21 protein-coding genes, 3 tRNA genes and 1 pseudogene are annotated in these 22,313 nt (G+C 65.9%); 5 read left to right on the top strand and 20 right to left on the bottom strand.

The features are described from left to right. Positions 1 to 115 precede the first annotated feature (115 nt). From JHD82_RS24325 to JHD82_RS24390, 14 genes are all read right to left on the bottom strand, one after another. Positions 116 to 709: a PilX N-terminal domain-containing pilus assembly protein gene (locus JHD82_RS24325; protein ID WP_199139238.1), complete on the bottom strand. Its 594-nt coding sequence runs from the start codon at positions 707 to 709 to the stop codon at positions 116 to 118. Continuing rightward, entirely contained in the window at positions 706 to 1,494 is a 789-nt protein-coding gene (locus JHD82_RS24330) for a prepilin-type N-terminal cleavage/methylation domain-containing protein (RefSeq protein WP_269848158.1), read from the bottom strand. Before JHD82_RS24330 ends, JHD82_RS24325 begins: the two co-directional genes overlap by 4 nt. 34 nt (positions 1,495 to 1,528) lie before the next feature. After that, positions 1,529 to 2,050, bottom strand: coding sequence for a type IV pilus modification protein PilV (gene pilV / locus JHD82_RS24335; protein ID WP_233174878.1), 522 nt, complete (start codon positions 2,048 to 2,050; stop codon positions 1,529 to 1,531). 23 nt (positions 2,051 to 2,073) lie between these two features. Beyond that, entirely contained in the window at positions 2,074 to 2,586 is a 513-nt protein-coding gene (locus tag JHD82_RS24340; protein ID WP_043781491.1) for a GspH/FimT family pseudopilin, read from the bottom strand. Positions 2,587 to 3,036: 450 nt separating this feature from the next. Beyond that, a tRNA-His gene (locus tag JHD82_RS24345) sits at positions 3,037 to 3,112 on the bottom strand. 237 nt (positions 3,113 to 3,349) lie between these two features. Further along, positions 3,350 to 3,425: transfer RNA gene (locus JHD82_RS24350), tRNA-His, on the bottom strand. 74 nt (positions 3,426 to 3,499) lie between these two features. Next, on the bottom strand, positions 3,500 to 5,395 hold the full coding sequence (locus JHD82_RS24355) for a SurA N-terminal domain-containing protein (protein WP_012204728.1): 1,896 nt from the start codon (positions 5,393 to 5,395) through the stop codon (positions 3,500 to 3,502). A 60-nt stretch (positions 5,396 to 5,455) separates the two neighbouring features. Beyond that, a tRNA-Val gene (locus tag JHD82_RS24360) sits at positions 5,456 to 5,531 on the bottom strand. A 14-nt stretch (positions 5,532 to 5,545) separates the two neighbouring features. Beyond that, positions 5,546 to 5,818: an HU family DNA-binding protein gene (locus JHD82_RS24365; protein ID WP_012204727.1), complete on the bottom strand. Its 273-nt coding sequence runs from the start codon at positions 5,816 to 5,818 to the stop codon at positions 5,546 to 5,548. Positions 5,819 to 6,270: 452 nt separating this feature from the next. Beyond that, positions 6,271 to 6,840, bottom strand: coding sequence for a CDP-diacylglycerol--glycerol-3-phosphate 3-phosphatidyltransferase (gene pgsA / locus JHD82_RS24370; protein WP_026062576.1), 570 nt, complete (start codon positions 6,838 to 6,840; stop codon positions 6,271 to 6,273). A 77-nt stretch (positions 6,841 to 6,917) separates the two neighbouring features. Beyond that, positions 6,918 to 8,870 carry an excinuclease ABC subunit UvrC gene (gene uvrC / locus JHD82_RS24375; protein WP_012204725.1) on the bottom strand — a complete coding sequence of 651 codons (1,953 nt, stop codon included), beginning with the start codon at positions 8,868 to 8,870 and terminating at the stop codon, positions 6,918 to 6,920. A 58-nt stretch (positions 8,871 to 8,928) separates the two neighbouring features. After that, a complete protein-coding gene (locus JHD82_RS24380) occupies positions 8,929 to 9,915 on the bottom strand; it encodes a tripartite tricarboxylate transporter substrate binding protein (RefSeq protein ID WP_199139242.1) in 987 nt (328 codons plus the stop codon). A 51-nt stretch (positions 9,916 to 9,966) separates the two neighbouring features. Next, on the bottom strand, positions 9,967 to 10,956 hold the full coding sequence (locus tag JHD82_RS24385) for a hydroxymethylglutaryl-CoA lyase (RefSeq protein ID WP_199139244.1): 990 nt from the start codon (positions 10,954 to 10,956) through the stop codon (positions 9,967 to 9,969). Continuing rightward, entirely contained in the window at positions 10,953 to 12,170 is a 1,218-nt protein-coding gene (locus JHD82_RS24390) for a CaiB/BaiF CoA-transferase family protein (protein WP_199139246.1), read from the bottom strand. Before JHD82_RS24390 ends, JHD82_RS24385 begins: the two co-directional genes overlap by 4 nt. Before the next feature lie 168 nt (positions 12,171 to 12,338). On the opposite strand from JHD82_RS24390, the gene JHD82_RS24395 reads away from it, so the two are divergent. From JHD82_RS24395 to JHD82_RS24415, 5 genes are all read left to right on the top strand, one after another. Then, the gene (locus JHD82_RS24395; protein ID WP_012204721.1) at positions 12,339 to 13,223 is read left to right on the top strand and encodes a LysR family transcriptional regulator; all 885 of its coding nucleotides are present in this window, start codon (positions 12,339 to 12,341) and stop codon (positions 13,221 to 13,223) included. Positions 13,224 to 13,228: 5 nt separating this feature from the next. Continuing rightward, entirely contained in the window at positions 13,229 to 14,362 is a 1,134-nt protein-coding gene (gene earP, locus JHD82_RS24400) for an elongation factor P maturation arginine rhamnosyltransferase EarP (protein WP_199139248.1), read from the top strand. A gap of 162 nt (positions 14,363 to 14,524) precedes the next feature. Next, on the top strand, positions 14,525 to 15,079 hold the full coding sequence (efp, locus tag JHD82_RS24405; RefSeq protein WP_012204719.1) for an elongation factor P: 555 nt from the start codon (positions 14,525 to 14,527) through the stop codon (positions 15,077 to 15,079). Between the two features lie 138 nt (positions 15,080 to 15,217). Continuing rightward, entirely contained in the window at positions 15,218 to 15,838 is a 621-nt protein-coding gene (locus tag JHD82_RS24410) for a DUF2239 family protein (protein WP_199139250.1), read from the top strand. A gap of 54 nt (positions 15,839 to 15,892) precedes the next feature. Next, positions 15,893 to 17,311: an MATE family efflux transporter gene (locus tag JHD82_RS24415; RefSeq protein ID WP_199139252.1), complete on the top strand. Its 1,419-nt coding sequence runs from the start codon at positions 15,893 to 15,895 to the stop codon at positions 17,309 to 17,311. Positions 17,312 to 17,374: 63 nt separating this feature from the next. Here JHD82_RS24415 and adhP read toward each other — a convergent pair whose 3' ends face one another. The 6 genes and pseudogenes from adhP to JHD82_RS24445 form a co-directional block, all read right to left on the bottom strand. Continuing rightward, a complete protein-coding gene (adhP, locus tag JHD82_RS24420) occupies positions 17,375 to 18,403 on the bottom strand; it encodes an alcohol dehydrogenase AdhP (protein ID WP_012204716.1) in 1,029 nt (342 codons plus the stop codon). 151 nt (positions 18,404 to 18,554) lie between these two features. Further along, complete coding sequence (gene rimO, locus JHD82_RS24425) at positions 18,555 to 19,943, bottom strand: 30S ribosomal protein S12 methylthiotransferase RimO (protein ID WP_016453016.1); 1,389 nt, start codon at positions 19,941 to 19,943, stop codon at positions 18,555 to 18,557. 92 nt (positions 19,944 to 20,035) lie between these two features. After that, positions 20,036 to 20,575: a polyhydroxyalkanoate synthesis repressor PhaR gene (phaR, locus tag JHD82_RS24430; RefSeq protein WP_034391936.1), complete on the bottom strand. Its 540-nt coding sequence runs from the start codon at positions 20,573 to 20,575 to the stop codon at positions 20,036 to 20,038. Positions 20,576 to 20,783: 208 nt separating this feature from the next. Continuing rightward, complete coding sequence (locus JHD82_RS24435) at positions 20,784 to 21,206, bottom strand: hypothetical protein (RefSeq protein ID WP_199139254.1); 423 nt, start codon at positions 21,204 to 21,206, stop codon at positions 20,784 to 20,786. 55 nt (positions 21,207 to 21,261) lie between these two features. Further along, a complete protein-coding gene (locus tag JHD82_RS24440; RefSeq protein WP_199139256.1) occupies positions 21,262 to 22,011 on the bottom strand; it encodes a 4'-phosphopantetheinyl transferase superfamily protein in 750 nt (249 codons plus the stop codon). Then, a pseudogene (locus JHD82_RS24445) lies at positions 22,008 to 22,313 on the bottom strand (prohibitin family protein); the annotation flags it as partial. The pseudogene JHD82_RS24445 and the gene JHD82_RS24440, both read right to left, overlap by 4 nt.

Here is a 22,313-nt window from a genome sequence, read left to right on the forward strand (position 1 = left end):
CCCCCCCCCCCCCCCCCCCCCCCCCCCCCCCCCCCCCCCCCCCCCCTTTTTAGATGTGTATAAGAGACAGGTTTTCCAACTTGCAATGCGAGCCATTGAAGCTCCCTCCCCCTGCTTACTTTATGAACATGTTGACGCTGGACCGCAGGCACAGCGCATCCGCTCCGCAGGCCTGGGCCTGCGACTTTTCCGTGGCCTGGGCATTGACCTCATAGAAGTCCGTGCAGCCGGTGGCGGGTGCATCCAGCGCGGACGTCGCACTACCCGACTTGGGACAGGCGGTCGTGATGTATCGGGGATACCAGTACCCATCGGGCTTCTGAAACCCGGCCGCCCTGGCCTTGGTCGTCCGAAAATCCGTACCGAGCCCGATGGAGTCCGTACGCACATCGGACACCGAGCAGGGAATGCCGCTGCCCTCGGCCACCGGAGTGCCGGCGCCATTGCAGGGCTTGAGCGCGACGGCATGCTCCAGCAGCTTGCGCTCGCCTTCTCGCAGCGTGCCATCCGCGGTTTCATACAGCCGCTGGCTATCCACCATGTTGGCAGCGATGCGCGCCTCCAGCGTGGCCACGCGCATGCCGACCACCGCCAGCAACAACACCAGCAGCAGCATGATCATGGACACCAGCAAGGCATTGCCGCGCTGGCGCCCGTGCAGGACACAGGACATGCAGCGGCGGCTCCGGGCTCCGATCAGCGCGGTCATGGCATCAGATTCCTCAGGGTGAGCGTGCCGGTGGCCAGTTGCAGCAGGGCGCCGGCATTCGCATCGCATCGGGCCGGGGCGCCGCCCAGTTGCGCCCAACGCTCGCAGACGGTGGAGGCCATGCCCTGCGTCACCTTGCCGGAGCTTTCCAGCAAGAGGGCAAGGCGCAGGGAACGGATGGCTTCCTGCTGCCCGGGCAACGTGGCCGCGAAGGCATCGACCCGGCGTATCGCGCCGGGCGCTGTCTGCCGATCGATGCCGAACTCGAAATGCACCGCCCGCACGCCATCGGCGAGCGGCACAACCTCCTGCGCTGCCCGGCAGACCAGCACACCACTTTCGACGGTGTATTTCTCCGCGAACATGCCGGTCTCCGGCGCCGGAGCGTCATAGGGGCCGGCGGCTCCCAGGTTCGCGGGCGTGCCCGCACAATCGGTTTCCGCAGCGTCCCGGGGCTGGAAGCGAAGGCAGATGCTCTGCGCGTCAGCTGCGTAGAGCGCCTGTCCCTGGGCGAACTGGCAGCCGTTGGGATGGGGCGAGGAATCGGCAGGAAATGCGTCGAACATCGCCTGCGAAGGGTCTCTCCTGTAGCCTGCCTTGGAGAACTCGGAGTCCAGCACGGCCAGCGCCAGCCGGCTGTTGCCGAGGTTCTCGCTCTGCCCCACGCGAAAACCGAAGCTCGACAGCCCCTGCATGTAGATGGTGGTGGCAATCAGCACGAGGAACAGGCCGATGGCCAGCGCCACCATAATCTCCACCAGGGACATGCCCGCCTGGGACGGCATGCGCACGCGGCACGCCCATGCGCCCGGCCCACGCTCAAAGCCGCGACCGCAGCGTGAATGTGCAAAATTCATTGTCGCTTCCATCCAGACATTGGCCTTTCTTGACCGGCCAGGCCACCGTCACGGACACCAGGCCATCGGCATCGGCGCTCACGGCGAAGGAGCTGTCGATGCGGTCCGCGGTGAGATCGGGCACCAGCTTGCGGGCCCGATCGCCCCAGCAGGCCAGGCGCTGCTCCCGCGGCTGCGGCAAAGGCTGGCAGGCCGCAGGGGCCGCGGGCATCGCGGCCCCCTGCAGCTTCTGATAGCCGGCCAGTTCCTCCACGGGCGCACCCTTCGCGTCCAGGACCGTGGCCGTATCCCCCCGCAGGGTCTCCAGCAGTTCGGAAGCCAGCATGGATGCCATCTGGCGCCGCTCGGTATCCACGGTGTATTCAATGGCACGCACATGGATGCGCACGGCGCCCAGCAGCCCCACGGCCACCAGCAGCACGGCGACCAGTACCTCGATAAGGCCTGCGCCGCGTTGCCTGCGAGAAGAAAAAGAAATGGACATGTTGCAGACCCGTTGCACGCGCATCAGCAACTGCCGCCGGCAGGCAGCCGCTGCTGGCGCACAAGCCCGGCGCGAGTCACTCTCAGGCAGTGCATGCGCGTGGCATGGCGAGCCGTGACGGTCAGCGTGTACAGCGTGCTGGCGCCGGAGAACTGCCTGGCGGTCCCCGTGGTTTCGAACAGGACGCCCTGGGAAGAATCACCGGAGGGCGACACGGTCACGGCATCAGGCACCCGGGCCTCGCGCACCAGTTGCCCCCCCGACTTGGCGGACCATGTCTGCCCCGCGCCCACGAAGCTGCTTTCCACCCGTTTGTAGACCGCTTCGGAGCGAGCCAGCTGCAGCAACGACTGCAACTCGAGCGCAGCCGAGCTGACGCGCTGGTTGGCTATTTGGGCGATGAAGGAAGGAGCGGCCAGAGCGGCCAGAATCGCGACCAGCGCCACCACAACCATCATCTCGATGAGGGTGAAGCCGCGGGGCCGTTGCCACCTGCCGCCTGGACAGACGTTGCGCGTGTAACCGGGGTTTTTCATGCAAGCGTGCTTCTCGTTGCCGGGGGACCATGCGACAGGCCTGCAAGCCCTGCGCCATTGCTCTTGATTGATGTTTGCAATCGTAATGCAATGGCAATACATAATACCTATTGACACAGGTTACGGGACAAATATAGGACTTGTCTTATAAAAACCTGCGCAAAGCGCAACACCCCATCCAACAAGCCCGGCCCGCCGTCCGCGCACGCAAGCTTGGCGGAACGGCCCGCGCGACGGGCATGGCCACGGTGGCGGTACGGCAGATCGCGAAGTCAGGCAGGCAGGCCTCGCATCAAGCGCCTGAAAATCCACGGCAGCGTGAGCGGCCGCAATCCAGCCGCAGCGCGATTGGCCATGCGAATATCCCGCCTGCTTGCAGCCCGAGGAAGATAAAGTTTTCGCCCAAAGCAAAAATCCCCAGCGCATTTCTGCACTGGGGATTTTCTTGTTTGGGGTGGCTGATGGGGCTCGAACCCACGACAACAGGAATCACAATCCTGGACTCTACCAACTGAGCTACAGCCACCGTTGAAGCATTCGATTATATGCCAAAAACCAGCAGGCAAATGCTTTGGAACAGGCGTTGCGTGACGGATCGGGAGCAGCAGGAACAAAGGCGCATCGGGGGATGCGGGCAACGGGCGGGATGCCGCAGCCGGCAGGGACCTTGTCCGGCCCACTTGGAGCTTTTGGGGACAACCAGTCCCCCTGCCGCTCAAAGCAAAAATCCCCAGAGCATTTCTGCTCTGGGGATTTTTTTATTTGGGGTGGCTGATGGGGCTCGAACCCACGACAACAGGAATCACAATCCTGGACTCTACCAACTGAGCTACAGCCACCGTAGAAGAACGCTATTCTATTCCAAAAAACTGCTTGATTTCTGAAATTTCTGTTTTTCTAGAAATTTCTCTCATCAGGGGCGCGGGACCTTGATCTGCACCTTGAGCTGTTTCTTGAGAAGCTCGTAGTATGCCATAGCTTCTGCGACCGCAGAGCTTCGCAGGAAGTCCTGCTTCTGCGCGGCAGCAGCCTGTGCATCATCGGCCGGGCGCTCGACGATACGGTTGATCTTGACCACGGCATAGCCTTGGGCACCCATGTCGACACCCGTCCAGGCAGGCAGCTGAGCGGTCGGTGCACGCAGGGCAGAATCCACCACTTCGCGAGGCTGGCCTTCGGGCTGGTCACGGCTGATCACCTTGGCGGCAGGCAGTTGCGCCGCATCAGGCTTGGCCTTCCATGCGGCGAGCTTGGCCTCGCCATCGGCCTTGGCCAGTTCGGCGGACTTTTGCGCCACGTACAGGGTGCGCAGCTTGTCGCCGACCTCGGCCATGGGCAGCGTGCGGGCAGGCGTGTACTCCACCACACGGCCGGCCACCAACTGGTTGGAACCCAGCTCCACCGCATCGGTGTTGCGCTTGTTGTTCAGCGAGTCGCTGGAGAACAGCGCCTCCAGGAAACGGGGGTTGGCCAGGGGACCCTTGACGTTGGGGCCGGGCTGGCGCGTCACATGGTCTGCCTTTTGCACGGTGAGCTTGAACTTCTCGGCCACGGGCTGCAGGCTGTCCGACTGCTCGTAGACCGCGTTGGAGAAGCCTTCCGCCAGTTCGGCGAACTTGCGCTGGGCCTGCTGCTGCTTGAGTTCAGCTTCCAGCTTGGGACGCATCTGCTCGAAGCTCGGAGCCTTGGGCTTCTTGATGTCCACCAGCGAGATGATGTGGTAGCCGAAGTCGCTGTGCACCACGTCGCTGATGTCGCCCACCTTCATGCCGAAGGCTGCGTCTTCGAAGGGCTTGACCATGGCACCGCGGCCGAAGTAGCCCAGATCGCCACCCGATGCAGCCGAGCCACCGTCCTGCGAATTGGCCTTGGCCAGTTCGGCGAAGCGCTTGGGGTCCTTGCGCAGCTCGGCCAGCAGTTCCTCGGCCTTGGCCTTGGCTTTTTCCTGCTCGGCAGCAGGCGCATCCTTGCTTGCATTGATCAGGATGTGGCTGGCACGGCGCTCTTCGGGGCCGGCCAGGCGCTCGGCGTTCTGGTTGTAGTAGGAACGCACATCGTCTTCGCTCAGCGTGATGCCGGCCTCGATGCTGGGAACATCCAGCAGCAGGTATTCCACCTTGGCCTGCTCCGATTGCTGGAACTGGCTGGTGTGGGCATCGTAGTAGGCCTTGAGGTCTGCCTCGGTGGGCTGGACCTTGCTGGCGTAGGCGCTGGCTTCAAAGCGGGCCACCTGCACTTCGCGGCGCTGGTACAGCGCATCGATGGCCTGCTTGACCTGGGTGTCGGTCGCAAAGGCCGTACCCGTCACGCCACCCATCACCTGGTTCATGGACAGCTCGCGGCGCAGGTTGGCCTCGAAGCCTTCGGGCGTCAGGCCCTGCGATCCGACCAGGGCGCGATAGGCCTCGGCATCCATCGAGCCATCAGGCTTCTTGAGCGCGGCAATCGCGGGGATCTCCTGCAGCGTGCGCACCAGTTGCGCATCGGACGCTGCCAGATGCATCTTCTGCACGGCAGCGGCCAGCACCTGGTCACGCACCATCTTCTCCAGCGTGGCGTAGCGCGCCTGCGGCGAGTCCAGCAGCTTGGGGTCGATGTTGGGGTTCTCGGCGCGCAGGCGATCGCTCTCCATGCGGTGCGCGTTCTCCCAGTCGGCCTGCTTGATCTCATGACCATCGACACGTGCGACGATGACGCTGGACTCTGTGAAGTAGTTCTGGTTCACACCCACGAAGATGAACGAGGGAATGATCAGCAAGAACAACAAGATCATCACGAACTTGGAATGCTTGCGGATGGATTCGAACATGGTCTGTCGTCTTTCAATGGCAGAAATAGAAAAGGCGAACTTTCGTTCGCCTTTTGTTCTTGGTGGGTGCTGACGGGGTCGAACCGCCGACCTACGCCTTGTAAGGGCGCCGCTCTACCAACTGAGCTAAGCACCCCACCTTGACTGGTGTCAGTTCAGGGCATCTTTCAATGCCTTGCCCGGACGGAACTTTGGAACCTTGGCGGCCTTGATCTTGATGGTTTCGCCGGTGCGGGGGTTGCGGCCCGTACGAGCAGCGCGCTTACCAACGGCGAATGTGCCAAAACCAACGAGCGACACTGTACCACCCTTTTTGAGGGTTTTCTTCACAGCCTCAATCGTGGAATCCAGTGCACGAGCAGCCGCAGCCTTGGAGATGTCGGCGTTGTTAGCGATGTGCTCAATCAGTTCGGTTTTATTCACAAGATGCCTCTGGAGAAATAAGTGAATGGGATGTCTCTGCGGCCACCAACTTGGCTCGGCCAGAAACCCGGCGCGACGGATACGGAATCTGGCTTGCCGTTCGACGCCTGCCTCGGGGCAGACATCGGTGAATTAAAGCCATCGACCTTCCAGGTGTCAATGCACGCTACGCATCGCAGCGACAGGGGACGATTCTATGCGGTTTTGGCGCCAGCTTTGGCTTTGCGGCCGGTTTTTTGCGCCCCGCGCAGGCTAGCGGCTTCACGAATTGACAAGGGTTGACAATGGACTTGTCCGCTGCAGGCCTTGCCAGTGCTGCAATGCGCCTCACCGCTTCGCATCCACGACGCCGCAGCGGCTGCCCTGCCTGATTCAAATGCTTCCAAAAAAATAGCAACGCCAGACAGTTTGACGTGTCTGGCGCAGGATCCCGGGAACGGCCGGAAAGGCCCTCAGTGCGTGACCCGCGCGCGGATCTCGGGCAGGGCTTTTTGCAGGTAGTACACCATCGACCAGACGGTGAGCACCGCCGCCACCCAGATCAGCACCTGGCCCCAGACGCCGGTGTCGATCATGCCGAACACACGGCCGTCGTACAGCAGGAAGGGAATGGCCACCATCTGCGCCGTGGTCTTGAGCTTGCCGAGCATGTGGACGGCCACGCTCTTGCCCGCGCCCAGGTGCGCCATCCACTCGCGCAGGGCCGAGATGGCGATCTCGCGGCCGATGATGATCAGGGCCACGAACACATCGGTGCGCTGCAGGTGCACCAGCACCAGCAGCGACGCGCAGACCAGGAACTTGTCGGCCACCGGATCGAGGAAGGCGCCGAAGGCCGATGTCTGGTTGAGCTTGCGCGCCAGGTAGCCGTCCAGCCAGTCGGTGGCCGCGAAGACGATGAACATGACCGTGGCGACCAGGTTGCGGGTCGCCACATCGAACGGCGCGTAGAACACCCCGACGATCAGCGGAATCGCGACGATCCGCGTACAGGTCATCAAGGTGGGGATTGTAAGAAACATGGCCGCCATTGTGTCACGTACCTTGGTGTTTGAGGTTCTGTTTCAAGGCCCGCGGTGCAGCCTGCGGGACGGTCATTTCAATGCAATGCACGGTAGATATCTTCAGCCAGCGCGGCCGAGATGCCGTCCACGCTGCACAGGTCCTCGACGGTGGCTTCGGACACGCCGCGCACGCCGCCAAAGCGCTGCAGCAGGCGCGCTCGCTTCTTGGGGCCGACGCCCGGAATCTCCTCGAGCTTGCCGCCGCCCACGCGCACCTTGGCACGCGCCGCGCGCATGCCGGTGATGGCGAAGCGGTGGGCCTCGTCGCGGATCTGGGCCACCAGCATCAGCGCGGCCGAGTCGTAACCCAGGTAGATCTTCTCGCGCCCGTCGGCAAAGACCAGTTCTTCCAGGCCGACCTTGCGCCCCTCGCCCTTTTCCACGCCCACGATGCGCGAGACATCGAGGCCCAGCTGCTCGAAGACTTCGCGCGCCATGCTGACCTGGCCCTTGCCGCCGTCGACCAGCACCAGGTCCGGCAGTTGCGGCTGCTTGCCCGTGAGCTCGGCACCGCCCGCCTCCCTTTGCGCTTCGGCCACGCGGCTGTAGCGGCGCGTCAGCACCTGGCGCATGGCGGCATAGTCGTCGCCGCCCGTGATGCCCTCGATGTTGAAACGCCGGTATTCGCTGCTTTGCATCTTGTGGTGATGAAAGACCACGCAGGAGGCCTGCGTGGCCTCGCCCGCCGTGTGCGAGATGTCGAAGCATTCGATGGTGAGTTCATCGAGGTTCTCGCAGGCCAGGTCCAGCGCCTCGACCAGCGCGCGCGTGCGCGCCTGCTGCGAGCCTTCTTCGGCCAGCAGGCGGGCCATCTGGATGTCGGCATTCTTTTGCGCCATCTCCAGCCAGATGCGCCGCTGCTCGCGCGGCTGCTGCACGGCGGTGATGCGCACGCCGCCTTGCTCGCTCAGCAGGGCCAGCAGCTTCTTGTCCACCGGATGGCTGACGATGAGCACGGGCGGCACGGCCACGCCGGTGTAGTGCTGGGCGATGAAGGCCTCCAGCACGATGTCCTCGACCGGGCGCGCGGATTCGGCAAGATTGGCCTCTTCCTCGCCGGCGTAGACCGAGGCGGCATCACCCAGATTGGCGGGAAAGTACGGCCGGTCGCCCAGATGGCGGCCACCGCGCACCATGGCCAGGTTCACGCAGGCGCGGCCGCCCTGCACCTTCACGGCGAGGATGTCCACGTCGCGGTCGTCGGCGGTTTCTATGACCTGCTGGTGCAGCACGCGCGACAGCGCCGTCATCTGGTTGCGTACCTCGGCGGCCTGCTCGTATTCCATGCGCCCGGCGTGCTCCATCATGCGGGCCTCGAGCTGGCGCAGCAGTTCCTGGGTCTCGCCGCGCAGCATGGCCTCGGCATTGCGCACATCCAGCGCATAGGCTTCGGGCGAGATCAGATCCACGCAAGGGCCGCTGCAGCGCTTGATCTGGTAGAGCAGGCAGGGGCGCGAGCGGTTGGCAAAGACCGTGTCCTCGCAGGTGCGCAGCCGGAAGACCTTCTGCAGCAACTGGATGCTTTCCTTGACGGCCCAGGCGTTGGGATAGGGACCGAAGTAGCGGTGGCGCTTGTCCACGGCGCCACGGTAGTAGGCCATGCGCGCGAAGCGCTGGTGGGCAGGCTCGCCAGCCTGGCCGTCGCGCGCGGCCACGCCGGTGATCTTCAGGTAGGGATAGCTCTTGTCGTCCCTGAACAGGATGTTGTACTTGGGGTGCTGCGTCTTGATGAGGTTGTTTTCGAGCAGCAGGGCCTCGGCCTCGGAGCGCACCACCGTGGTCTCCATGCGGGCGATCTTGCCCACCATGTGGCCTATGCGCGTGCCGCCATGGTTCTTGGTGAAGTAGCTGGAGACGCGGCGCTTGAGGTTGATGGCCTTGCCCACGTACAGCAGCGTGCCTGCCGCGTCGAAATAGCGGTAGACGCCGGGCAGGCCCGGCAGCGCTGCCACCTGGGCCAGCAGTTCATCGGAATGGGATTCGGACATGCGCCTATTGTGGCCGCTGCCCGGGCCCGCCGCAGCGGGCCTGCGGGCCCCCGGGCTCTTACTCGGCCTCGATCTTCGAGGACTTGACCACCTGGGCCCAGTTGGACCACTCGGTCTTGACCATGGCGCCCAGCTGCTGCGGGTTCATGTAGTCCGCCGTGGCGCCCTGCTCCTGCGCCTTTTGCTTGAAGGCCGGGTTCTCCACCACCTTCTTGAGGTCGGCCGTGAGCTTGTCGATCACGGGCTTGGGCGTGGCGGCGGGCGCAAACACGGCAAACCAGGAGGTGGCGTTGACGCCCGCATAGCCGGCCTCGGCCGTGGTGGGCGCATCAGGCAGGCTGGGCAGGCGCTGCGTGCCGGTGACGGCCAGCACGCGCAGCTTGCCGCTTTGCACGTGGGGCATGAAGGGCGGCGCCGTGCCGAAGGTCAGGTCCACCTGCCCGCCCAGCAGGTCCTGCAGCGCGGGGCCGGTGCCCTTGTAGGGGACGTGGACCATCTTGATGCCGGCCTGCTGCTCCAGCATGGCGCCCGTCACGTGCTGCAGCGAGCCATTGCCCGACGAGGCGTAGTTCAGCTTGCCGGGGTTGGCCTTGGCATAGGCCACGAGTTCGGCCAGCGTCTTCACGGGCAGCTCGGAGCGCACCACGATGATCTGCGGCGCCGACAGCACATTGGCCACGGGCTGGAAGTCGCCCTGCTCCCAATTGCGGGCCTTGGTCAGGTGGGGCGAGATGACGTGATAGCCCGAGTACTGCATGAGCAGGGTGTAGCCATCGGCCTCGGCACGCTTGACCAGGCTGGCTGCGATGGAGCCGTTGCCGCCGCCCTTGTTGTCCACCACCACCGACTGGCCGATGACGGGCGCCAGCGCCTGGGCCGCCATGCGCGCCGCCAGGTCGGTAGTGCCGCCGGCTGCGGCCGGCACGATCATGGTGATGGTCTTGGCGGGGTAGCCGCCCTGGGCCAGCGCGGCTGTGCCGCCCAGGCCCAGTCCTGCGATGGCCAGGGCCACGGCTGCGATCTGTCTGCGTTTAATCTTCTTCATCTTTGTCTCCTTGGTTTGCTCGGTTCTTGTGAATGAGAGTGCGCGCCGGCCTCAGCCCTTGGCCAAAGCCCGTTCGCGGATGGCTGCAAAGTCGGCCGGTGGCTGGTGCAGGTCCAACCGCGCGCCGGCCTTGGCGATCTGGCTGGCCGTGTCATGGCCGATCAGCGCGGGCAGGCTGCGCGCGGCCGCGACGATCTGCGCCAGGTCCACGCCGGTGTCGTAGCCCATGAGCTGCAGCGCGTGGACGATGTCCTCGGTGCAGGCATTGCCCGATGCGCCGGGCGCGTAGGGGCAGCCGCCCAGGCCGCCGATGGAGGCATCGAAGCGGTCGCCGCCCGCCTCGATCGAGGCCAGGACATTGCCCAGGGCCATGCCGCGTGTGTTGTGGAAGTGCAGGGTCAGTCCCAGCTGCGGCCAGCGCCGCCGGAAGGCAGCCACCATGGCACGCACCTGGGTCGGGAAGGCCATGCCCGTGGTGTCGCACAGCGTGATGCCCTGCACGCCCAGGTCGGCAAAGCGCTGCACCCAGTCGAAGACTTCCTGCTGCGGCACATCGCCCTCCATGGGGCAGCCAAAGCAGCACGACAGCGAGACGTTGACCGGCACGCCCGCCTGCTGCGCCGTGGCCACGACCTGGGCCAGCGCCGCGAACGACTGGCTGCGCTGCATGCGCAGGTTGCACAGGTTGTGGGTTTCGCTGACCGACATGACGAGGTTGAGCTCGTCCGTGCGCGCCTCGATGGCGCGCTCGGCCCCACGGGCATTGGGCACCAGGGCCGTGTAGACGGTGCCGGGCCGGCGCTCTATCTCACGCATGACGATCTCGCCATCGCGCAGCGCGGGAATGGCCGTGGGCGAGACAAAGGCCGTGACCTCGATCTTGGACAGGCCGGCCTGCGACAGCGCATTGACCAGGGCGATCTTGTCCTCGGTGGGGACAAAGGCCTGCTCCATCTGCAGCCCGTCGCGCGTGCCGACCTCGTTGAAGAAAACGCGGCGGCCCGCGCCCTGCCAGACATCCGTGGGGTGGACGGCATTCATTGGATCACTCCCTTGCTGCGCAGCAGCGCAATCTGTTGGGCCGTGAGGCCGGCCTCGGCCAGCACGGCATCGGTGTCATCGCCCACATGGGGCGCACTGCTGCGCACCGTGCCGGGCGTGAGCGAGAGCTTGGGGACGATGCCCGGCACCTCGATGTCGTCGCCGTCGCGCGTGTGCTGGCTGAGGATCATGTCGCGGGCGCGGTAGTGCGGGTCCTCGGCAATGTCCTTGGCCGTGTAGACCTTGCCGGCCGGCACGCGCGCGGCGGCCAACTGGTCCATCACGGCCTGCACGCTCTGCGAGCGCGTCCAGCCGCCGATGACGGCGTCGATCTCGGCGATGCGCGCCACGCGTCCCGCGTTGTCGGCCAGTTGCGGATCGTCGGCCAGGTCCTGGCGGCCGATGGTGGCCATCAGGCGCTTGAATATCGAGTCGCCATTGCCGGCCACCAGCACCCACCCGTCCTTGCAGGGATAGGCATTGGACGGCGCAATGCCCGGCAGCGCACTGCCCGCCGCCTCGCGCACGGCACCAAAGGCGCTGTATTCGGGCAGCAGGCTTTCCATGACGTTGAAGACGGCCTCGTGCAGGGCCACGTCGATGACCTGGCCGGCACCGCCGTTCACCTTGCGGTGGTACAGGGCCATCATCACGCCGATCACGCCATGCAGCGCGGCCAGCGTGTCGCCAATCGAGACGCCCACGCGCACCGGCACGCGGCCCGGCTCGGCCGTCAGGTGGCGCAGGCCGCCCATGGCCTCGCCGATCACGCCAAAGCCCGGCAGGTCGCGGTAGGGGCCGGTCTGGCCGTAGCCCGAGATGCGCAGGATGACCAGGCCGGGGTTGAGCGCATGCAGCTCTTCGGGCGACATGCCCCAGCCTTCCAGCGTGCCGGGGCGGAAGTTCTCGACCAGCACATCGGCCTCGGCGATCAGGCGCCGGGCGATGTCCTGGCCCTCCTGCTGGCGCAGGTCCAGCGCCACCGAGCGCTTGTTGCGCGACTGCACCTGCCACCAGACCGAGGTGCCGTTCTTGATCAGGCGCCAGTTGCGCAGCGGATCGCCCGCGCCCGGCGCCTCGATCTTGACCACGTCGGCGCCGAACTCGCCCAGCGTCTTGCCGCAGAACGGCCCTGCGATCAATTGCCCCATCTCGACCACGCGCACGCCGTTGAGTGCGCCGGGGGTGGGAACCAGCCTTGTCTGTTGTGTCATGAGTTAGCGCTTCCTCTTTGTCTCCTGCGGCCAGCCTCCGATGGCATTGCCGCGGCGCCGATCTTGCCGCCGTCCGCGCGCCCTGCAAAACGCTCAAGCGCGACGCTGCCATCGCAAACCGGCATGGCAGAACCCAGCCGGGCGGGGCCGGGAGATAATCGCCACCCCATGAAACTCGACCCGATTTCGCTGCGCCTGTTCGTGGCCGTGATGGAGGAAAGCGCCATCGCCCGCGCCGCCGCACGTGAACACATCGCCCCCTCGGCCGCCAGCCGGCGGCTGGCCGAGCTGGAAAGCCAGCTGCAGGTGGAGCTGTTCACCCGCAGCAACCGCGGCAGCGTACCCACGGCCGCCGCCTATGCGCTGCTGAACATGGCGCGTGGCGTGCTCAACGACCTGGACGGCATCGGCGAGCAGATGCGCGAGTACGGCAGCGGCCTGCGCGGCCATGTGCGCGTGATGGCCAACATCTCGGCCATCACGCAGTTTCTGCCCTCCCAGCTGCAGCGCTTCCTGGACCAGCACCCGCATGTGGACGTGCGCCTGCAGGAGCGGGTGAGCAGCGACATCGCGCGCGCCGTGGCGGACAACGAGGCCGACATCGGCATCCTCAACCAGGGCAGCTATGGAGAGAAGATCCGCCTGCGCCCGTACCGGCGCGACCGCCTCATCGTCATCGTGCCCCAGGGCCATGCGCTGGTACGGCGGCGCTCGCTGCGGCTGGCACAGGTGCTGGACCATGACCTGGTGGGCATGCACGCGGGCAGCGCGCTCAACCACCAGATCACGCGCGCCGCGGCCGACCTGGGCCTTCAGCCCCGGCTGCGCATGAAGGTCACGGGCTATGACGCGCTATGCCTGATGGTGGCCTCGGGCCTGGGCGTCGGCATCCTGCCCGAAGGCAGCGCACGCCTGTACCTGGGTGCCCTGCCGCTGCGCTGCATTGCGCTGGACGAGCCCTGGGCCGAGCGCCAGCTGATGCTGTGCGTGCGCTCGCAAGAGGCACTGCCGCCCGTGGCGCAGTTGCTGGTCGAACACCTGTGCGAACCCTGATCCCCATGCTTGCCTTCAACCCCATCCCCCCGGACCCGCAGCCAGAGCAGGCCGTTGCACGGACCTGGGACATCTTCTGCCAGGTCATAGACAACTTTGGCGACATCGGCGTGTGCTGGCGCGCGGCCGCCGACCTGGCCTCACGCGGCCAGCGCGTGCGGCTGTGGATGGACGACGCCAGCGCCCTGGCCTGGATGGCTCCCCGGCCGCACCCGGCCGGACTCAGCGTCCATGACTGGCCCACGCAGGCGCAGGATGTCCCGCAGGCCGTGGGCGATGTGGTCATCGAGGCTTTTGGCTGCGAGATTCCGCCGCCCTTCCTGGCGGCCATCGCGCGCCGGGCACCGCTGTGGATCAACCTCGAATACCTGTCGGCAGAGGACTATGTGGAGCGCTGCCACCGCCTGCCCTCGCCGCTGATGTTGGGGCCGGCTGCGGGGTTGACGCGCTGGTTCTTCTACCCGGGCTTCACCGCCGCCACGGGCGGCCTGCTGCGCGAGCCGGACCTGGCCGCGCGCCAGGCAGCTTTTGCTTCCGAGGGCCGGCAGGCCTGGCGCACACGCCACGGCATAGGCACCGGCGATTGCGCCATCTCGCTGTTCTGCTACGAGCCCCCTGCCCTGCCGCAATGGCTGGCCCAACTGCATGCAGCGCCCCCTGCGCCGCAGGCCACGCATTTGCTGGTGACCCCGGGACGCGCAGCCGCCGCCGTGCAACAGGCCATGGCCAGCGTGCCCGCCACGGAACAAGGCGCGGTGACCCGGCATGCGCTGCAGCCCTGCCCCCAACCTCAGTTCGATGAAATGCTCTGGGCCTGCGACCTGAACCTGGTGCGTGGCGAGGATTCGCTGGTACGCGCGCTGTGGGCGGGCCAGCCGCTGGTCTGGCACATCTATCCCCAGCACGACGACGCCCATCACGACAAGCTCGACGCCTTTCTTGACTGGCTGCAGGCACCAGCCAGCCTGCGCGCCTTCCACCATGCCTGGAACGGCATGGCACCCGCAAGCACCCTGCCCGCAATCACGCCTGCGTTGCTGAAGCAATGGCAGGAATGCGTGCAGGCGGCACGCTTGCGGCTGCTGCAACAGACCCCATTGATTGAGCAGCTACAAGCTTTCGTGACCGAAAAAAGCTAGAATGCACGTTTTGCCTCCCTGGAGGCGCCGCTGCGGGCGACCGCCAGCCGGCCGCCATCGACCAACCAGGGTTGCACCCGCCGCGGAACTGCGGCAGGCGCACCGTCCCAGCGACTTCGCTTGCCTGCCCTGTTGAGCGGCTCAACCTCAGCCAAGCAAGCTATGAAAATCGCTCAAGAAATCCGCGCCGGCAACGTGATCATGCACGGCAAGGACCCGATGATCGTCCTGAAGACCGAATACGCTCGCGGTGGCCGCGGCGCCGCCACCGTCCGCATGAAGCTCAAGTCCCTGCTGGGCAACATGGGCACCGAAGTCGTCTTCAAGGCCGACGACAAGATCGACAACGTGATCCTGGACAAGAAGGAGTGCACCTACTCCTACTTCGCCGATCCGATGTACGTGTGGATGGATGCCGACTTCAACCAGTACGAAGTGGAAGCCACCAACATGGGTGACGCCATCAACTACCTGGAAGACGGCATGGAAGCCGAAGTCGTGTTCTACGACGGCAAGGCCATCTCCTGCGAACTGCCCACTTCCGTGGAACGCGAAATCACCTGGACCGAACCCGCCGTCAAGGGCGACACATCGGGCAAGGTGCTCAAGCCTGCCAAGATTGCCACCGGCTTCGAAGTGCCCGTGCCCCTGTTCGTGAGCCAGGGCGACAAGATCGAAATCGACACCCGCACGGGCGAATACCGCAAGCGCGTCTAAACAACGCTTGCAGTTCCCTCTGCGAAGCCCCTGGCAGTCTCTGCCAGGGGCTTTTTCTTTGGCGGCATGCCGCACGATCAACAAAATTTAACCCGGGTTTAATTGACTTGATATTTTTACCCGGCTAATATCTGCGCCATGACTACCAAATCCAGCGCAGCGGCCGCCGAGCCCGCTCCCAGCTACACCATCTTCCAGGGCCACAGCCGGCTGCTGCAGGCCGGCAGGCCGGCTATCCTGCAGTTCCTGCAAAGCCATGAGCAACAGGCCCACGGCAGCGGATCCGCGCCGCCGCTGTGGGTGTTCGACGACCACAGCGGCATGCGGCTGGACCTGGACTGGCGCAGCGAGTTGGCCTCAGCGCCTGCCCCCGCCGAAGCCGCCGCCCCGCGCAGCGTGGGCCGCCCCAAGCTGGGCGTGGTGGCGCGCGAGGTGACCTTGCTGCCGCGCCACTGGGAATGGCTGAACCGCCAGCCCGGCGGCGCCTCCGGCGCACTGCGCAGGCTGGTGGACGAGGCGCGCGGCAAGCACGCCGCACAGGATGCCGTGCGCGCCGCCACCGAAGCCGTCTACCGCTTCATGAGCGAGATGGCGGGCGACCTGCCCCATTTCGAGGACGCCAGCCGCGCCCTGTTTGCACGCCAGGCCGAAGCCTTTGCACGCCACACCGCCACCTGGCCCGAGGATGTGCGAAGCTATCTGCAGCAACTGGGCGGCCCCGTGTGGGCGGACTCACCTGCGGCGCCAGCCCAGGACTGAAGACCTGAACCGGCCCGAACTCTCTGCTTTTCTCGTCGCATTACCAGACACAACATGACGAAACCAACCGAACCCCTGCCCCAGGCCGCCGCGCCTGCCGCATCCAGCCACGGCGGGCCGCCCATTGCCGGCAGCCAGCCGTTGTGGCGCACCTTTCTGGTGTTCCTGGGCCCCATGGTGCTGGCCAACATCCTGCAATCGCTGTCGGGCACCATCAACAGCGTCTTCATCGGCCAGATGCTGGGCGTGCAGGCGCTGGCCGCCGTCGCGGCCTTTTTTCCGGTGATGTTCCTCTTCATCGCCTTCGTGATCGGCCTGGGCGCGGGCTCCTCGGTGCTGATCGGCCAAGCCTACGGCGCGCGCATGCATGACAAGCTGCGCGCGATTGCAGGCACGGCCATGTGCATAGGACTTCTGTTCGGCGCCATCGTGGCCCTGTTCGGCGGGCTGTTCACCGAGCCGCTGATGCGGTTGCTGGGCACGCCGCCCGACATCATGGAGCAGGCCACGCTGTACTCGCGCATCGTGCTGCTGGGCATGCCGGGGCTGTTCGTGTTCCTGCTGGCCACCTCGCTGCTGCGCGGCGTGGGCGACACGGTCTCGCCCATGCTGGCCCTGCTGATCTCCACGGGCACGGGCCTGGCCTGCACCCCGGCGCTGATCGCGGGCTGGGCCGGCCTGCCGCGCCTGGGCGTGGCCAGCGCGGGCGTGTCCATGATCCTGGGCTTCACCCTGGCGCTGGCCTGGCTGGGCTGGCGGCTGCGCCGCATCGGCAGCCCGCTGGCACCCAATGCCGCGCTGTGGAAGGCCATGCGCATCGACCGGACCCTGCTCAAGAGCATCCTGCGCGTGGGCATTCCCACGGGCGTGCAGATGATTGCCTCGTCCATGGCCGGGCTGGTCGTCGTGTCGCTGGTCAACGGCTTCGGCTCCAGCGCCACGGCCGCCTATGGCGCGGTCAACCAGATCAACTCGTTTGCGCAGTTTCCCGTGATCTCGGTCGCCATCACGGCCTCCATCCTCGGAGCCCAGGCCATCGGCGCGGGCCGCAGCGAGCGCCTGGGAGCCATCACGGCCACGGCCATCCGCATGAACCTGGCAATGGGCGCCGCCCTGGCCCTGATCGGCAGCCTGTTCGCACGGCCGCTGCTGGGCATGTTCATCACCGACGAGCAGGTACTGGTGCTGGCCATCGAGCTGCTGTACATCGTGCTGTGGAGCGGCCTGCTGCTGGGCTGCTTCATCGCCCTGTCGTCCATCATGCGTGCCAGCGGCGATGTGGTCATTCCCACGGCCATCACCATCACGGTGCTCGCCGTGCTGGAGCTGCCCATGGCCTGGTGGCTGAGCCGCAGCTTCGGGCTGATGGGGATCTGGATGGCGCTTCCGCTGTCCTACACCCTGACGCTGTGCCTTCAGACCGCCTACTACAAGCTGGTCTGGAAGAAGCGCCCGATCCGCCGCATGGTGTAAGGCGTGCGCCACGCAAAACAGGCTTCCCGAGGGAAGCCTGTTTTTTTGGGAGAGGGCAAGGCGTCAGGCGTTCAGGTCCAGCACCACGCGCCCTTCGATCTTGCCTTCATGCATGCGCGCGAAGATGTCGTTGATGTTCTCCAGCCGGTCTGTGGACACGGTGGCCTTGACCTTGCCCATGGCCGCGAAGTCCAGCGACTCCTGCAGGTCCAGCCGCGTGCCCACGATGGAGCCGCGCACCGTCACGCCGCTGAGCACCATGTTGAAGATGGGCAGCGGAAAGCTGCCGGGCGGCAGGCCGTTGAGCGACACCGTGCCGCCGCGCCGCACCATGCCCAGCGCCTGCTCGAAGGCCTTGGGCGATACCGCCGTCACCAGGGCGCCGTGTGCGCCGCCGATCTCCTTTTTCAGGTAGGCCGCAGGGTCCGTGGTCATGGCATTGACCGTGACCTGTGCGCCCAGGCGCCTGGCCAGCGCCAGCTTGTCGTCATCCACGTCCACCGCTGCCACATTCAGGCCCATGGCCTTGGCGTACTGCACGGCCATGTGGCCCAGGCCGCCGATGCCCGAGATCACCACCCAGTTGCCGGGCTTGGTGTCCGTGACCTTCAGGCCCTTGTAGACGGTGACGCCCGCGCACAGCACGGGTGCGATCTCGATCAGGTCCACGCTGCCGGGCAGCAGGCCCACGAAGTTGGCATCGGCCAGCGCGTACTGCGCAAAGCCGCCGTTGACGGAGTAGCCGGTGTTCTTTTGCTGCTCGCACAGCGTCTCCCAGCCGCCCAGGCAATGCTCGCAATGGCCGCAGGCCGTGTACAGCCAGGGAATGCCGACGCGGTCGCCCTCCTTCACATGGGTGACGCCCGCGCCCACGGCGGCCACATAGCCCACGCCTTCATGGCCTGGGATGAAAGGCGGATTGGGCTTGACGGGCCAGTCGCCCTGCGCCGCATGCAGGTCGGTATGGCAGACGCCGCAGGCCTCGATCTTCACCAGCACATGGCCGGGATCGGGCCTGGGCACCGGGACTTCCTCGATGGTGAGCGGCTTGCCAAACTCCCGCACCACGGCGGCCTTCATGGTCCTGTTCATTCGCGCCATCCTTTCTTTGCGTCAAAGTAGGTACAGCATTTCAGCGAAGCGACCTGAACGCCTTGATCAAAATCAGGCCTTGGACCATCAAGGACAAAAAAAAGCGGGCAAGGAAAACCTTGCCCGCTTTTCAGGGATGCGAATGCAGGCCTTACACAGGCTGGCCCACCAGGTCGTGGCCCTGCGTGCCCACGATGCGCGCCTTCACGAAGTCGCCCACCTTGTAGGTCTTGCTGGCCTTCTCGGGCGGCAGCAGGTGCACCAGGCCGTCGATCTCGGGGGCATCGGCATAGCTGCGGCCCACGCCACCCTTCTTGCCCAGGCCCACGGACTTGTCCACCAGCACCTGCATGGTCTGGCCCACGCGCTTTTGCAGGCGCGCAGTGGAAACCTCTTCGGCCACGGCCATGAAGCGCGCGCGGCGCTCCTCACGCACTTCCAGGGGTAGCATGCCGGGAATCTCGTTGGCGGCAGCGCCTTCGACCGGGCTGTAGGCAAAGCAGCCCGCGCGGTCGATCTGCGCCTCGCGCAGGAACTGCAGCAGGTGCTCGAACTCCTGCTCGGTCTCGCCGGGGAAGCCCGCGATGAAGGTGGAGCGGATCACCAGATCCGGGCAGATCTCGCGCCAGCGCTGCAGGCGCTCCAGGTTCCTCTCGCCGTTGGCGGGGCGCTTCATGCGCTTCAAGACATCGGGATGGCTGTGCTGAAAAGGCACGTCCAGATAGGGCAGCACGCGGCCCGTGGCCATGAACGGAATGATCTCGTCCACGCTGGGGTACGGGTAGACATAGTGCAGGCGCACCCAGGCGCCATAGGGCTCGGCGATCTCGGCCAGCGTCTGCACCAGTTCGAGCATGCGCGTCTTGACCGGCTTGCCGTCCCAGAAGCCCGTGCGGTACTTCACGTCCACGCCATAGGCCGAGGTGTCCTGGCTGATCACCAGCAGTTCCTTCACGCCGCCCTCGAACAGCGCACGCGCCTCCTTGAGCACATCGCCCACCGGACGCGAAACCAGATCGCCGCGCATGGAAGGGATGATGCAGAAGGTGCAGCGGTGGTTGCAGCCCTCGGAAATCTTCAGGTAGGCGTAGTGCCTGGGCGTGAGCTTGATGCCCGCCTCGCCAAAGGCGCCCGGCACCAGGTCGATGAAGGGATCGTGCGGCTTGGGCAGATGGGTGTGGACGGCGTTCATCACCTCCTGCGTGGCGTGCGGACCGGTCACGGCCAGCACGCTGGGATGCACCTCCTGGATCAGGTTGCCGCCATCCTTGCCCGCCTTGGCGCCCAGGCAGCCGGTGACGATGACCTTGCCGTTCTCGGCCAGCGCCTCGCCAATGGTGTCCAGGCTTTCGCGCACGGCGTCATCGATGAAGCCGCAGGTATTGACGATCACCAGGTCAGCGCCCTCGAAGGTCTTGGAGGTCTGGTAACCCTCGGCGCTGAGCTGGGTAAGGATGAGTTCGGAGTCCGTGAGTGCCTTGGGGCACCCAAGAGACACGAAGCCCACGCGCGGAGCGGCCGCGCCTGCAGGGGTTGTCATGGTTGTTGCGTCGCTCGTGGGGGTCATAGGGGCGATATTGTCCCAGTTCTACGAGAACTTGGTAAACCGCCCCTGAACTTATCCCTGCAAGCTCAGCTATTGCGCTTGATCCCGAGCGCACCCAGCATCTGCTCGGTCTGCTTTTGCATCTGCTCCTGCATCTGGGTGAACATGTTCTGCGACTGCTCCATGTAGCTGCTCATCATGTTCTGCATGGCGGGCGGCTGCATGCGCATGAACTGGCTCCAGGCCTCGGGCGAGGTGCCCTGGGCCTGCTCGGCCAGCTTGTTCTGGAAGTCGGTGAACATCTGCACGTTCTTTTCCAGGTACGAGCCCATGTAGCCCTGCATGGCATGGCCGTAGAAACGGATGATGTTGGCCAGCACGGTCTCGGAGAACATGGGCGCGCCGCCGGCCTCTTCTTCCAGAATGATCTGCAGCAGGATGCTGCGCGTGAGGTCTTCGCCGCTCTTGGCGTCCTTGACCACCACCGGCTCGTTGCTCATCACCAGCTGCTTGACTTCCGTCAGCGTGATGTAGGAGGACGTGTTGGTGTCGTAGAGACGGCGGTTGGGGTATTTCTTGATCACGCGCTGAGCGCTGGGGGCGGCGGCTGTTGTCGTCTCTTGCATTGCAATGCTTCTCCTCGTGTACGTGCTTGTACGGGCAATTGATCTATTGCACTGCAACAGATTCTAGGCAGCGCCCACAGCACCTGGCGCAGCAGTAACCCTGATGGTAGCCGCGTACGGCGCACCTGCGGGCCTTGCCGCGCGCAACAGCGTCTCAAGGGAGACCTTGCCAGGCCGCAGTGCGCAGCCCGTTGCAGGTCGCGCGCCGTCAAGCCGGCAGGCGCGGGCTGGCAGGCGGCATTCCCAGGCTGGCATGCGTGGCCAGTTGCTCCAGCAAGGCCTCGCCGATGGCCCAGGTATAGGCGGCATTGATGCCTGCACAAGTCAGCGGTCCGGTAAACCAGCTGGCAATGGAGGCCAGGCGCAGCACCTGCGTGCCCAGGCGCGGCGGCTCCATGGCCTGCACGAGCCCGGTGATGACCTGCACCGCAAGCTCCTGTGTGAAAGGCGCGCCGAACAGCAGGCACAGCCGCTGCGCCATGCGCAGCTGCACGGCCATGGCGACGGCCGCGCTGATCATGCCGGGAGGCGCCGCAGCGCTGGCAGCGGTCATCAGCGTGTGATTGCGGATGACTTCGCGCGCACGCAGCCGGCGCAGGCCATCGCGGGTCAAGGCTCGGGAAATGGTCATGGTTCAGCCCTCGTTTCATGCATGGTGTGCACGGCGCGCCGGGATCAGCCCCCGCTCAGGCCACCATCTCCAGCAGCAGCACTTGCACCTGGACTCCCGGCGCCCCCACGGCCAGCGCGCCCACATAGCCGGCCGGCACAGGCAGATCCAGCGTGGTCCAGTCCTGTGGCGTCATGCCGGCCGGAGCATGGCGCAGCCAACCGGAGGCGGCAGGCCCGCAGTCCACGGCGTAGGCATCCAGCGGCAGCGACAGACCCTGGCCCACGGCCTTGGACACTGCCTCCTTGCGCGCCCAGCAGCGCATGGCCGCACCGGGCGCCTCTTCGGCAACGGCCTCGATGGCCCGCTTCTCCGTGGGGTGGAAACAGGCCGCAATACCCAGGAAGTCAGGAGGTGCCTGGGCGGATTCGACGTCGATGCCTGCCGTGGTGCAGCGCGTGGCCACGGCCCAGACCTGGTTGCCGCTGTGGCTCAGGTTGCAACCCAGCCCGAAGGCCGCGAAATCGGGCCGACCAAAGGAGTTGAGTGCCAGCGGCGCCAGCGCCGGCATGCCGCCATAGGCGCTGGCCAGACGCCGCAGCAGGCTGCGCCCCGCGAGGTGACGCAGCGCATCGCGCCCCTGCACAAAACGCGCAGCGCGCGCATGTTCGCAGGTGGCGGTATGCGCCGCCAGGGCCGGGCGAAAGACGCGCTCGAGTGTCCAGTCCAGTGTCAACCCCAGGCAGACGGCAGAGTCCGGCGCCAGGGGTGGCAGCTCAAAATCCAGCGGCGCATGGGCCGGCACGCGCAGCCGCTGCTGTGTCACCTGGCGGCCGCGATGCCATCGCGCTGCGTGGAAGGAGACGGAGACGGAGCCGCAGCAGGCGCCGGGATGGCTTCCGGCCTGGCCGTCTCGCGCCGATGCGTATCGGGAACCGTCGGCCGTGGCATGGCGGACGAGGCCGGCCTGGCGTCGCGCACCAGCGGTCCGGCAACGGCATCTGCAGGCGTGGAGGCATCGCCCCTGCTGGTGCCGGCGACCGGCTTGCCGGCCGTCTTGCCCTCGGGTTTGAGGCCCTCGCCACCGATGGAGATCAGCGGCAGCCCGCCCGTCTTGTCGTTGCCCAT

The organism is Delftia sp. ASV31 (assembly GCF_016428765.1).
Classification (GTDB): Bacteria; Pseudomonadota; Gammaproteobacteria; order Burkholderiales; family Burkholderiaceae_C; genus Comamonas; species Comamonas acidovorans.